Origin of the sequence: Capnocytophaga haemolytica (assembly GCF_001553545.1) — a bacterium.
Taxonomy (GTDB): domain Bacteria; phylum Bacteroidota; class Bacteroidia; order Flavobacteriales; family Flavobacteriaceae; genus Capnocytophaga; species Capnocytophaga haemolytica.
The window spans coordinates 1,887,177-1,900,353 of the sequence record NZ_CP014227.1; the positions used below are offsets into that span (position 1 = coordinate 1,887,177).

General features: G+C 43.5%; 14 protein-coding genes. 6 read left to right on the forward strand and 8 right to left on the reverse strand.

What is annotated here, in order from left to right:
* Nucleotides 1–152: 152 nt before the first annotated feature.
* The 6 genes from gyrA to AXF12_RS08530 all read left to right on the forward strand — a co-directional run bounded on the left by gyrA (nt 153) and on the right by AXF12_RS08530 (nt 7,585).
* Nucleotides 153–2,669 carry a DNA gyrase subunit A gene (gene gyrA / locus AXF12_RS08505; protein ID WP_066430248.1) on the forward strand — a complete coding sequence of 839 codons (2,517 nt, stop codon included), beginning with the start codon at nt 153–155 and terminating at the stop codon, nt 2,667–2,669.
* 106 nt (nt 2,670–2,775) lie between these two features.
* Complete coding sequence (locus AXF12_RS08510) at nt 2,776–4,068, forward strand: glycosyltransferase (protein WP_066430250.1); 1,293 nt, start codon at nt 2,776–2,778, stop codon at nt 4,066–4,068.
* A gap of 181 nt (nt 4,069–4,249) precedes the next feature.
* The gene (pckA, locus tag AXF12_RS08515; RefSeq protein WP_066431912.1) at nt 4,250–5,833 is read left to right on the forward strand and encodes a phosphoenolpyruvate carboxykinase (ATP); all 1,584 of its coding nucleotides are present in this window, start codon (nt 4,250–4,252) and stop codon (nt 5,831–5,833) included.
* 151 nt (nt 5,834–5,984) lie between these two features.
* On the forward strand, nt 5,985–6,209 hold the full coding sequence (locus tag AXF12_RS08520; protein ID WP_066430252.1) for a DUF2683 family protein: 225 nt from the start codon (nt 5,985–5,987) through the stop codon (nt 6,207–6,209).
* A complete protein-coding gene (locus AXF12_RS08525) occupies nt 6,194–6,469 on the forward strand; it encodes a Txe/YoeB family addiction module toxin (RefSeq protein WP_066430254.1) in 276 nt (91 codons plus the stop codon). Before AXF12_RS08520 ends, AXF12_RS08525 begins: the two co-directional genes overlap by 16 nt.
* A gap of 126 nt (nt 6,470–6,595) precedes the next feature.
* Nucleotides 6,596–7,585, forward strand: a complete 990-nt coding sequence (locus AXF12_RS08530; RefSeq protein ID WP_066430256.1) for an aspartate-semialdehyde dehydrogenase — start codon at nt 6,596–6,598, stop codon at nt 7,583–7,585.
* 78 nt (nt 7,586–7,663) lie between these two features.
* On the opposite strand, the gene AXF12_RS12730 is transcribed toward AXF12_RS08530, so the two are convergent.
* The 8 genes from AXF12_RS12730 to AXF12_RS08565 all read right to left on the reverse strand — a co-directional run bounded on the left by AXF12_RS12730 (nt 7,664) and on the right by AXF12_RS08565 (nt 13,110).
* Nucleotides 7,664–8,059 carry a hypothetical protein gene (locus AXF12_RS12730; RefSeq protein ID WP_231909916.1) on the reverse strand — a complete coding sequence of 132 codons (396 nt, stop codon included), beginning with the start codon at nt 8,057–8,059 and terminating at the stop codon, nt 7,664–7,666.
* A complete protein-coding gene (locus AXF12_RS12735; protein ID WP_231909915.1) occupies nt 8,049–8,534 on the reverse strand; it encodes an outer membrane beta-barrel protein in 486 nt (161 codons plus the stop codon). The genes AXF12_RS12730 and AXF12_RS12735 overlap by 11 nt, the downstream gene beginning before the upstream one ends.
* Nucleotides 8,535–8,596: 62 nt before the next feature.
* Nucleotides 8,597–8,947: an arsenate reductase (glutaredoxin) gene (gene arsC / locus AXF12_RS08540; protein ID WP_066431914.1), complete on the reverse strand. Its 351-nt coding sequence runs from the start codon at nt 8,945–8,947 to the stop codon at nt 8,597–8,599.
* 16 nt (nt 8,948–8,963) lie between these two features.
* On the reverse strand, nt 8,964–9,728 hold the full coding sequence (locus AXF12_RS08545; protein WP_066431915.1) for a DeoR/GlpR family DNA-binding transcription regulator: 765 nt from the start codon (nt 9,726–9,728) through the stop codon (nt 8,964–8,966).
* A gap of 19 nt (nt 9,729–9,747) precedes the next feature.
* Nucleotides 9,748–10,671 carry a homoserine kinase gene (locus AXF12_RS08550; protein ID WP_066430258.1) on the reverse strand — a complete coding sequence of 308 codons (924 nt, stop codon included), beginning with the start codon at nt 10,669–10,671 and terminating at the stop codon, nt 9,748–9,750.
* A 134-nt stretch (nt 10,672–10,805) separates the two neighbouring features.
* Nucleotides 10,806–11,333 (reverse strand): hypothetical protein, encoded by a 528-nt coding sequence (locus AXF12_RS08555; RefSeq protein WP_231909914.1) that lies wholly within the window; start codon nt 11,331–11,333, stop codon nt 10,806–10,808.
* 65 nt (nt 11,334–11,398) lie between these two features.
* Complete coding sequence (dnaX, locus tag AXF12_RS08560; protein WP_066430261.1) at nt 11,399–12,493, reverse strand: DNA polymerase III subunit gamma/tau; 1,095 nt, start codon at nt 12,491–12,493, stop codon at nt 11,399–11,401.
* A 41-nt stretch (nt 12,494–12,534) separates the two neighbouring features.
* Complete coding sequence (locus AXF12_RS08565; protein ID WP_074860992.1) at nt 12,535–13,110, reverse strand: hypothetical protein; 576 nt, start codon at nt 13,108–13,110, stop codon at nt 12,535–12,537.
* Nucleotides 13,111–13,177 lie beyond the last annotated feature (67 nt).

The following is a 13,177-nucleotide window of genomic DNA, read 5'->3' on the forward strand; positions in this document are numbered from 1 at the left end:
AAAACTTTTTTAACTGTAAAGGACTTCACTTTCAGTTGATTAAAAAATAGGGGTAAAAAAAATAGCACTTTTATTTGGTCAGTTTGCCGAAAAGTAGTAATTTAGCCCGCTAAATGTAATAAAACATTTTATAAGTTATAAAGTAAAAAATTATGACAGAAAGAGAGAAACTCATCCCTGTGGATATCAGTGATGAGATGAAATCAGCCTACATCGATTATTCGATGTCGGTGATCGTATCACGCGCACTGCCTGACGTCCGCGATGGGCTCAAGCCTGTGCACCGCCGTGTGCTCTTCGGGATGTCCGAACTCGGGGTAGCCAGCAATAAGCCTTATAAGAAATCGGCGCGTATCGTCGGGGAAGTACTCGGTAAGTTCCACCCACACGGCGATACGGCTGTATATGACACAATGGTGCGTATGGCACAGAGTTGGAGTATGCGCTATATGCTCGTCGATGGGCAGGGTAACTTCGGTTCGGTAGACGGCGACTCGCCTGCGGCTATGCGTTACACCGAGGCTCGTATGCGCAAGTTCGCTGAAGAAATGCTAGTGGATATCGACAAGGAAACGGTGGATATGCAGCTAAACTTCGACGACACCATTGAAGAGCCTACTGTACTGCCTACGCGTATCCCAACGCTGCTGGCTAACGGCTCCTCAGGGATCGCTGTGGGGATGGCTACCAATATGCCGCCGCACAACCTCAGCGAGGTAGTCGATGGTACGATTGCTTATATCGATAACCCTGAAATTGAGATCGATGAGCTGATGAAGTACATCAAGGCTCCTGACTTCCCAACGGCGGGGGTGATCTACGGCTATGAAGGCGTAAAAGAGGCTTTCCGTACAGGTCGTGGACGGGTGATTATCCGTGCCAAAGCCAATATAGAAGAGGTGAAAGGGCGCGAGTGTATCGTGGTTACCGAAATCCCTTATCAGGTGAATAAAGCCTTGATGATCAAGCAAACTTCGGAGCTCGTCAAAGAAGGTAAGCTCGATGGTGTAGCCGATATTAAGGATGAGAGTTCGCGTGGTAATACGCGCATTATCTATATTTTAAAGCGCGATGCCGTTGCCAACGTAGTGCTGAACAACCTCTTTAAGCATACGCCGCTGCAAACCTCTTTCAGTGTGAATAATATCGTGCTGGTAAATGGTCGCCCGCAGCTGCTAAACCTCAAGGATTTGGTGCATTATTTTGTGGAACACCGCTACGATGTGGTATACCGCCGCACTGAGTTCGAATTGCGCAAAGCCAAAGAGCGCGCTCACATCTTAGAGGGTTTGATTATCGCTTCGGACAATATCGACGAGGTGATTGCTATCATCCGTTCGTCAAAGAGTCCTGATGAGGCGCGCACCCGATTGATGGAGCGTTTTGAGCTTACTGACATACAATCGCGTGCCATTGTGGAAATGCGCTTGCGTCAGCTCACAGGATTAGAGCAGGATAAGCTCCGCGCTGAGTATGAAGAAGTAAAGGCACTCATCTTGGATTTGGAAGATATTCTGGCAAAGAAAGAACGCCGCACAGAGATCATCAAACAAGAGCTTTTGGAAGTAAAAGAGAAGTTCGGCGATGAGCGTCGTTCCGTAATCGAATACGCAGGCGGTGAGTTCAGCGTGGAAGATATGATTCCTGATGACAATATGGTGATCACTATCACCCACGCGGGGTATATCAAACGTACGCCGCTGAATGAATACAAAACACAAAATCGCGGCGGTGTAGGACAAAAAGCCTCCAACACCCGCGATCAGGACTTCTTAGAACATCTCTTTGTAAGCTCCAATCACCAATATATGCTGTTCTTTACGCAGAAAGGCAAGTGCTTTTGGATGCGCGTTTACGAAATACCTGAAGGTAGCAAAACTGCCAAAGGGCGCGCTATTCAAAACCTGATCAACATCGAGCAGGGAGACAAAATTAAGGCTTTCGTAAGCGTGAAGAACCTCAAGGATACGGAATATATCAACAGCAATTACCTGATTATGGCAACAAAGCAGGGTATTGTGAAGAAGACGCTCCTCGAGCAGTACTCGCGTCCACGTCAGAACGGGATTAACGCCATTACCATCAAGGAGGGAGATGAGCTTATCGAAGCACGACTCACCTCAGGTAACAGTCAGCTGATGCTCGCTATCAAATCAGGGCGTGCGATTCGTTTTGGTGAGGAAAAAGTGCGCGCCGTAGGGCGTAACTCGCAAGGAGTGCGCGGTATCGACTTAAATACAGAGAATGACGAGGTTATCGGGATGATTGCCATTGAAAATCCGAAGGAAGAGACCGTACTCGTGGTTTCTGAGAATGGATATGGCAAGCGCTCGTTTATCGACGACCCAGAAACTGGCGAGGCGGTCTACCGCATTACCAATAGGGGTGGTAAAGGGGTGAAAACTATCTCTATCACCGAGAAAACGGGTAATTTAGTCGCTATCAAGAGTGTATTGGAAGGCGAAGACCTGATGATTATCAACAAAAGTGGTATCGCCATTCGCCTACCGATCGATGATTTGCGCATCTCAGGGCGTGCGACCCAAGGGGTAAGGCTGATTAATATTAAAGGTAAGGACTCTATCGCAGCGGTTACAAAAGTAATGAAAGAAGATGAGGAGGAAAACAGTGAAGAGAGCACTGCCACTGAGGGGGAAAGCGAAGCATAGTTTTATAGGTTTTATTTTTATAGTTGAAAAGAGATTATCGAAAGGTAATCTCTTTTTGTTATGTAAAATATTCTTCGTACCTTTGCCGTCGTTAGCTAATAAAGAGATGCAAAAGGTTCTGATTATCACTTACTACTGGGCACCCGCAGGCGGACCTGGGGTGCAGCGATGGCTGAAGTTCGCTAAATACCTGCGGTACTTTGGCATAGAGCCTGTTATTTACGCCCCTGAAAACCCCTTCTACCCTATTACCGACCCTGAGATTGACAAAGATTTGCCTGAGGACATAACTGTTGTGAAGCAGCCTATATGGGAACCTTATCGCTTGGCATCGCTCTTCTCAAAGAAGAAAACGCAAAGCATCAGCGCAGGGATGATCCCCCGCAAGAGGGTATCGCTCTTGGAGAAGCTAATGCTGTGGGTGCGCGGTAATCTCTTTATCCCCGATGCCCGCAAATACTGGGTAAAGCCCTCGGTGAAGTTCCTCAAAAGATATATAAAAGAGAACGACATACAGACCATTATCACCACTTCGCCACCGCATAGTGTGCACCTGATCGGCTATCACCTCAAAAGGCAATGCCCTGAACTGAAATGGATTGCCGACTTTCGCGACCCTTGGACGAGCATCGGCTATTACAAGGATTTGCGGCTCACACGCTGGGCGGATCGGCAGCATCACTATTGGGAGCGCGAGGTGTTGCAAAAGGCAGATGCCGTAATTGCCACGAGCTTCACTACGGGGAAAGATTTTCAAGTGCTGACCGATACACCCATTTATGTAATTACCAATGGTTATGACGAGCGTCCAACGCAGGAGGTAGCCCCTGTTGAAAAGTTCCGTGTGGCGCATATCGGTTCGTTGCTTTCCGACCGCAACCCTAAGCTACTGTGGCAAGCATTTGCCGAACTCATCGCTGAGGATCGTGCCTTTGCTGACGACTTTGAGCTGTGCTTAGCAGGGAAAATAAGTGAGGATATCCTTGCAGACTTGACAGCGGCAGGGCTCAGCGAGTACGTAGTCAATAAGGGCTATCTGCCACATCAAGAGGCTATTGCCTTGCAAGACAGCGCGCAAGTGCTGCTGCTCATAGAGATTGACGCCCCCGAAACACGGGCGATCATCGCAGGCAAGCTGTTCGAGTATATGGCTTCGGGGCGACCGATTTGGGCAGTAGGACCTGAAAGTTGGGACGTAACCCGCATCTTAGAGGAGACCCACACAGGGGTTCTTATGCCGTATAACGACCTGAATCGGATGAAAAAGACGGTACGTGAGGCTTACGAAAATTACAAAAAAGGGACGATACAGCGCGGTGATACCGATTTAAGCAAATACAGTAGAGAAAAACTTACGGGGCAATTAGCCAATGTAATTAACAGATTGACAAAATTTTAACATAATAAACAAAATAAAAATAACTATTTATTTTATTTTTCTCGAAAAAAGTTTAAAAAAAATTTGGTCAGTTGGTGAGATTGGCGTAATTTTACGGCGTTTTTCAGGAGGGTATGCTAAAAGCGCAATCCCTTCATAAGTGAGTAATAAACAAGAGATATTAATAAAAATTTTTAACATTATGAGTAAACCAAAGACAATTTCAGTTGAAAATTACGGGATTAAAGGTGCTGATGTTCGTTATCAATTAACACCAGACGAATTGTACAAAGAAACATTGGACAAGAAATTAGGTGTTGTGGCATCTTCAGGTGCATTAGCTATCAACACAGGTGAATTTACAGGACGTTCCCCTCAAGACCGTTTCATCGTTGAAGACGACGTTACAAAAAACCGTGTGTGGTGGGGCAAAATCAACATTCCATTTGATCCAGCTAAGTTTGACAAGCTCTACGACAAGGTAGTGGCTTATCTCTCTAACAAAGAAATCTACGTTCGCGATGGCTATGTTTGTGCTGATCCTAAATATCGCACTAATGTACGTACTATCACAGAACTTCCTTGGAGCAACTTGTTTGCTTTCAATATGTTTCTTCGCCCTGAAGAAAGCGAACTAGCTTCTTTCAAAGAAGATTGGTTAGTTGTTAATGCACCAGGATTCCACGCTGATCCAGCAGTTGATGGTACTCGTCAACACAACTTCGCTATCCTTAACTTCACTAAGAAAATCGCCCTCATCGGTGGTACTGGCTATACAGGTGAAATTAAGAAAGGTATCTTCTCAGCAATGAACTTCGAAATGCCTGTATTCCGCAACACTTTGCCAATGCACTGTAGCGCTAACGTAGGTAAGGCTGGTGATACTGCCATTTTCTTCGGACTTTCAGGTACAGGTAAAACAACCCTTTCAGCAGACAAGAACCGCAAACTTATCGGTGATGACGAACACGGATGGACAAGCGAAAACACAGTGTTCAACTTCGAAGGAGGTTGCTATGCAAAGGTTATCGACCTCAGTGCTGAAAAAGAACCTGAAATCTTCGGTGCTATCAAGAAGGGGGCTATCCTCGAAAACGTAATTATGGATAGCAAAGGTGTGGTTGATTTCGCTGACACTACCATCACTCAGAACACACGTGTAAGCTACCCAATTTACCACATCAAGAACATTCAACCAGGTTCTATTGGGCACAACCCTAAGAACATTTTCTTCTTAACTTTCGACGCTTACGGTGTATTGCCAGCAATCTCTAAGCTCAACCCTAACCAAGCTGCTTACCACTTCATTTCTGGTTATACCTCAAAGGTAGCTGGCACTGAAGTAGGCATCACTGAGCCACAGAAGACCTTCTCTGCTTGCTTTGGCGCAGCCTTTATGCCTTTACACCCAGCTGAGTACGCTAAGATGCTTTCTCAAAAAATTAAAGATACAGGCGTAAACGTTTGGTTGGTGAACACAGGCTTCAATGGTCAGAAGAAACGTGTTAGCTTAAAGGACACTCGTACGCTGATCACCGCAGCTATGGAAGGCAAACTTGATAATGTACCTTACGAAACAAGTGAAGTATTTGGTGTACAAATCCCAACACAATGTGAAGGGCTTTCAAACCAAGACATCTTGTCTCCTTCTAAATCTTGGGATTCACAAGAAGAATTTAAGAAGAACTCTTTGGCATTAGCACAAGCATTTGCTGAAAACTTCAAGAAGTTCGAAGCAGGTGCCGACGCGGCTGTTAAATCAGGTGCACCAAAGACATCTTTATAAAACTTTTTTTTAGATAGACTCATATTTTAAGTATCCGCGAGCAGGGATGTTCGCGGATATTTTTTGTTATAGATATAACATAAAGCCATTTTGAGAATTGCCATTTACAAAATAATTTGTAACTTTGCACCAAATTTAAAACTCTTTATAGATGGAGGTTACCTTAAAAATAGATCAAACAAGTCAGCAAGCAAAGCTCTTTTTAGAACTCTTGCGCACATTCTCATTTGTTAAAATCATTGATACTACACTTGAACAAACCTCAGATAGAACCGAGAAATTACATTACAATCCCAAGTTCGTATCAAAAATTCGAAAGGCAATGAAGCAAGAAAGTGTGAGGATTGACCGAGAAAAACTATGGGAAAGTATATAATTGAATATAAGAAAGAGGCTCTAAAAGATCTCAAAAAACACAAAAAGTCAGGCAATCAAGCAAGTATCAAGAAAATAAACAAGATTTTGGCGGAGCTTGAAGAGACTCCCTATGAAGGAGAAGGGCAACCCGAAGCCTTAAAATATGAATTATCAGGGTTTTGGTCAAGGCAAATTAATTTAGAAGACAGACTAATTTATTACGTAGAAGAAGATATTGTAACGGTTTTTATCGTCTCCGCAATAGGGCATTATGAGTAACCAAAGCAATGCAAATGCAGCCTATACCTATTAAAAACAATTATTCACTATGAGCATATCCATAAATAGCAGCCTTAAAAATCCCTTAGGAACTTAAAATACACCATAAATATTAATAGAAATAATATGAGAGTAGCAGTAGTAGGCGTTACCGGCCTGGTCGGTGGCGTAATGTTAGAAGTATTAAAAGAAAGAAAATTCCCCGTTACGGAGCTCATCCCTGTCGCGTCAGAAAAATCCGTGGGGCGCAAGATTGATTTCAACGGCAAGCAATACACCGTCGTAGGATTGCAACAAGCCGTATCGCTCAAGCCCGATGTAGCCCTCTTTTCCGCAGGAGCCACCGTTTCCAAAGAATGGGCACCCAAGTTTGCCGCAGCAGGCACCACCGTGGTCGATAACTCATCGGCTTGGCGTATGGACCCCACCAAGCCGCTAGTAATCCCAGAGATAAATGCCGACGTGCTCACCACATCCGACAAAATCATCGCCAACCCCAACTGCTCAACCATCCAGATGTTAGTAGCCCTAGCACCCTTACAGAAGAAATACGGTATCAAGCGCGTGGTCGTATCCACCTATCAGTCGATCACCGGTACCGGCGTAAAAGCCGTACAACAATTAGAAAACGAGTACAAAGGTATCAAAGGCGAGATGGCATATCACTACCAAATCCACCAGAACGCCATCCCCCATTGCGACGTCTTTGAGGACAATGGTTACACCAAAGAAGAAATGAAATTAGTGCGAGAAACCAAAAAGATACTGCGCGACGAGCACATCGCTGTAACGGCAACCGCAGTCCGCATCCCCGTAGTCGGGGGGCATAGCGAAGCCGTCAATGTCGAGCTCAACACCGAATTTGACCTCGAAGAAGTCCGCACACTACTCGCAAAATCACCAGGCTTAGTAGTGCAGGACAATCTCCAAGCCAACACCTACCCTATGCCCTTCTACGCACACCATCACGACGAAGTATTCGTAGGGCGCATTCGCAGAGACGAATCCCAGCCCAAAACCCTCAATCTATGGGTGGTAGCCGACAACCTTCGCAAAGGTGCCGCCACAAACACCATCCAGATTGCCGAATACCTCATAGAACATAACTTATTGTAACTTTTATTAACTATAATAAAATAGAAAGTGGAGAGATAGGTAACCTATCTCTCCACTTTTCATTATTATACCATTATCTTAAAAAGAATAAGTCACACCAAAGTGAACTCCAAATGATGAATAAGGTGCATCAGGAGCTCCTTTACCATCCCAATCATACTCCTCTTCAAGTAAAGGGCTTATCTGGTTTGCCAAAAGTACTAACCTCTCTGTATTAGCATTTGAAGGAAGATTCTTAACTATATCCATATACCCTCTAAACTCCTCTATTGTCAAAGGAGTAGTAACTCCACCTACAGTCCTTGTTGCTGAAAAACTATCCAACTTTGATTTCTTCCTTGGAACATTGATGTTGAGATATTCTCCTTCAACAAAAAGAGTAATATGGTCAGCTACTTTAAAACGGTAACCAACACCTCCTATAAAACCAAAAGGCACTTTCCCGTGGAAATTTGTTTGAAAATCAGCTTTCATATTTACTATTCGTAGATGGAACAGGCGTTTGAGTAAAAAACTGTAATGGTAAAGTGGCATTAAGTTTAGTGATACTTTCTGTTCTACCACCTATCTTAGTAACACCTCCAGCGCGTACATACAGATTGTCAGTAATATTAAACACTAATGATAATGATGCACCAAAAGCTCTACCTCTCGCATTCATATCTAGAATGGCATTCCTATTCGTCTGAATGTCTTCGCCGTGTAGATAACCCAATGAGAGCTCTGTTCCCCAACGCCTATGAAAGAAATACCCTCCCCGTAGCTGCGCTTGAAATCCCTCTCCATAACTGCCTTTAAGGTCAATTGGAGGCGTATTTGTAGCATCTCTACCTACTACTTTTTTATTTGTTTCAAATCCATACCCTCCACTTACTGAAACGTATGCTTGTCCGTGCATTGCTACTGCTCCAAACAAAGCAGCCCCTGCCAATAATAACTTTTTTCTCATCCTTTAATTTTTGTTATTTTGACAAAGGTAAAACTTAATTTGAAACTACAAATAAAAATATCTTAAAAAGATGTTACAAACTCTATAATTCTCTCCGTAGGTCTTCCTATAATAGCCTTATCTTTGATCACAACTATAGGTCTTTCGATCAGTTGAGGATATTCTAACATCGCAGCAATAATCTGGTCATCTGTTAGTGGTTGTTCTTTAAACTGCTCCTTCCAAACACTTTCTTTTGTCCTAACAAGATCCATAGGTGCAATGCCAAGCTTAGCTATAATATCCCTCAAAGCACTCTCTGTCAAAGGGTGCTTCATATAGTCAATCACCTCATAGTCTTTATTACTTTCTTTTAGAACAGCAAGACCACAACGTGATTTAGAACACTTTGGGTTATGATATATCTTTATTATCTCTCCCTCCATTGGCTTAACACACAATTACTTCAACGCCTCTTTTCTCTAATTCCTCCACAAATAGCGGATCAACACCTGAGTCTGTGATTAGGACATCAATCTTCTCTACATAACAGATAAAGCCAAAACCTCGCTTGTGTATCTTCGACGAATCTGCTAAAACAATGGTCTTGTCTACCTTTTCCATCATTTTCTTATCAAGATGTGCTTCACCTACATTTGTAGTACTTAAGCCATAATCAAGATCAATTCCCTCAATCCCCAAAAAAAGTGTTGTACAAGAGAAATTATTCAATGTTTCCTCCGCTAATACCCCTATAGTAGAAGTAGAATTTTTGCGCACTTCACCTCCTAAGTGAACTGTATTAACATTAGGATTCTTACAAACTTCCAAAGCCACACGCAGTGAAGGTGTCAGCACAGTTAAACTACGAAAGCCATAGAGCTTTTGTGCCAGAAGATGCAATGTAGTACCCGAGGAAAGAATGATAAACTCATTCTCGTGGATAAAATCAAGTGCTTTCGTAGTAATGCGCATCTTTTGATCTACATTAAGTGTTTCCTTTTCTGAGATCGTCTGATCAAACACATAGCGCATTTGTTTACTTGCCCCACCGTGTGTGCGGTGCAGATATCCCTCTTGCTCCAGCAATGTCAAGTCCTTACGGATAGTAACCACTGAAACATTCAGCATTTCACTGAGCTCATTCACACTAATGTACTTCGTAGTGTCTAAACTCTCTAAAATCTTTGTTTGTCGTTCATTAAGTATCTTCATAATCTCTATATTATTATATTTAATATTCACATAGTTTAGCTCCTTTTCCATTCTTCAGGTCTTCCACAAACGAAAGCGTCCTAATACCGCTCCCTTCATAGATCGCTTCCAAAGCATTCCTAATCTTTTCTGCAATCATCAAAGTTGGCGATAAAGCAAAAACCGACGGGCCAGAGCCTGAAATACCAAAAGTAATACCTCCTGCACCCATTGCCACCGCTCGCATCTCATCAAAGTAAGGTATCAATATCTTACGCGAAGGTTCTACCAAATAGTCTACAGAAGCGCTGTTCATCAACTGATAATCTCCACTGTAAAGCCCCACTACAAAAGCCCCCATTGCTGACACCTGCTTTGCTACAACATCCAGCGAAGCGTGTTGAGCTACAATACTCCGCGATGAAGAGGTCTTCACCTCTATCTTCGGGAAAAACGAAACTGCATACAGCTCCTTAGGCATAGGCAGACGCACTGGTTTCCTATTGTGGAGCAATACAATTCCCCCCAATAGTGCAGGTGAGACATTATCTAAATGAGCTGATCCACAAGCTATTCTCTCACCCTCTGCTGCAAAAGGTAATAACTCCTCTATTTGAAAAGGATTGCCCAAGAAAGCGTTGTAAGCATACGCCGCCGCCGCACTACTTGCACTGCTCGAACCTAAGCCACTCCCTGAGGCAAACCCCTTCTTTATACGGACATCCACATAAGTATCAACCCCTAAAGACGCCTGCATCTTCTCAATCACATAAGTACACGAATTCTTCTTAGGATCAGTAGGCAAAGGTATTTCACTGATAATCTCCGTAATTCGGTTCTCTTTCAATCCATTGGCACTCACCTCCACCCTATCTCCTACACTCGAAAGGGCTAAACCCAACACATCAAAACCTACGTTTAAGTTCGCTATTGTAGCAGGTGCAAAAGCACAGACCTTATTCATTATACATATCTTACTTTGAGTAATTTCCAAATGCAAAGTTACAAAAACTTTCTAAAAGAAAAATACTTAACGAATAAAAAAATAATATTTAAGTGATTTTTAACAGTATTTTCAGAAAATATAAAGAAAAACCATTACGCTTTAGGTACCAATCCTAAGGCATTTCGAAACTCCTGTAAAGCCGTATTCTCAGTGAGTAAACGCTCGTACTTCTCCTCTGGAGTAACGACTATCTTCTTAGCAACCTCTTCATTTACAGATACTAATAGTGTAATATCATAATTCAACAGCGCTTTGTGAAGAAATGCCAACATCCTCTCTTCTGAATGCAAAATATCATCCTTAGCGATGTGGCTACCCACTTCAAGAGCAATAGTAGTACCTTGTAAAGAAACGTTACTAATATTCAAGATGGAAGCCTGCAAACGCTCACCTTTTGCGAGAAGTCCTTGTATATAATCCCGCCACGCATCCAAGAATTGCGCCTCTGTAAATGGCTCCCGTGGCAGTAATTTAGGGTCAATGACCTCTTCCTTACGATTCTTTTGAGCTTCTGTTTTTAACTGAACACTGCGGATCGAAAAGTTCGACACAAGCCCTTTCCTTTCCTCTTTCGAAATCGTAGGGATAGTACTCATAACAGCCTCAGGAGTTGTCTGCACCTGCTGTACTGGCTTGGGGGTAGCAACCTCAGGTGCAGTCTGCCCGTTATAGTGATACGCTGGGATTATGAAGCGTCCATCATTTTTTTTTTATCGCCTCCTTCAAAGGTGAGCGACGCCAGCTGCATCAAGGCTATTTCCACCAGCAAGCGCTGGTTCTTACTCGTACGGTATTTCAAATCACAATCATTGGCGATGGCAATAGCCTCCATCAGAAAAGGAACACTGGTTCTCTGTGTTTGCTGGGCATACTTCTGTTGAGTCTCCTCCCCTACTTCCAGCAACTTGATAGTCTGTGGATTCTTGCACACCATCAAATCCCTAAAATGACTTGCCAAACCCGAAATAAAGTGCTGACCATCAAAGCCCTGAGCAATCACATCGTTAAATGCCAACAGAAGCTCAGGCAGCTTATTGTCCAATATCAAGTCCGTAACTGAAAAATAAGTATCGTAATCCAGTACATTCAGTATCTCAGAAGTCGCCTGCCGGGTGATATGAGAGCCCGCAAAACTTACCACACGGTCAAAAATCGAAAGCGCATCACGCATCGCACCATCTGCCTTCTGAGCGATGATTTGCAGCGCTTCATCCTCCGCCTCTATCCCCTGTTCTGAAGCAATGTATTTGAGATACTCACGCATATCATTGATCGTAATACGCTTGAAATCAAATATCTGGCAGCGCGAAAGTATCGTTGGGATAATCTTGTGCTTCTCAGTAGTAGCTAAGATAAAAATAGCGTGCTTCGGCGGCTCTTCCAGCGTCTTCAAAAAAGCATTAAACGCTGCCGTCGAAAGCATATGCACCTCGTCAATAATATACACCTTGTACTTGCCTACCTGAGGCGGTATACGCACCTGCTCAATCAGATTGCGAATATCGTCCACACTGTTATTCGAAGCCGCATCCAATTCGAACACATTGAAAGCAAAATCGTTCTCATCCTCCACCCCAGAAGTCTGCTCGTTAATCTTCTTCGCCAAAATACGCGCACAAGTCGTCTTGCCCACACCACGCGGACCTGTGAAAAGCAGCGCCTGCGCTAAGTGATTATTCTCAATCGCATTAAGCAAGGTATTGGTAATAGCCTCCTGACCCACAACATCCTTGAACGATTGCGGGCGATACTTACGTGCTGATACTACAAAGTGATTCATACGGCAAAGATAGCTGTTTTAGTTGAAATACGCAAATATAATTAAGGTTGTGTAGTCGTGGTCGTAGTTGAGGTAACCGTCGTCGATTGCGTCGTCGAGGTCGCCGTCTGGTACGTCCCTAAAATATAATTAGAGTCAATAACTTTATTCCCATCTGCATTGACAATCACTAAGTTCGATATCGTAATCTGATGGTCATAACGCAGCAGCCTACGCTGGCTCGTCTCGTCGTAAATAGCCTTTGATACAATAGTAACCTCGCCCCCTGTAGCCTCTATATTCGAGGTTGTAATAGGGGTAGCAGGCGGAACTGTCGCACGGAAATAATCAGTGCCCACATCCCCGTTAAAAGTGCGATAATATAGCTTGTAAGGATTCGGTATAGTGCCCGTCACAGTCCCCTCTTGATATTTCAACACACCCGCGGGCATCTCAAGTATGAGCGCCTGTTTGCCATTGGTCTTAAACAACACCGTCGCATTAATATCATTGTCCGTACGCGCGTGCAGATCCGTGTTATCAAAGGTGATCTTCTCCACCTCCAAGTCACCATCATTGCAAGCCACCAAAAGCAGCCCCAATACCCATACGAACAAAAGTAGCTTAGTCTTCGTCATTCCTAAATATTTTTGCAAAGGTACAAAAAAATAACAAACCGAGCACAAAACCAGCAAAGATTTTTAA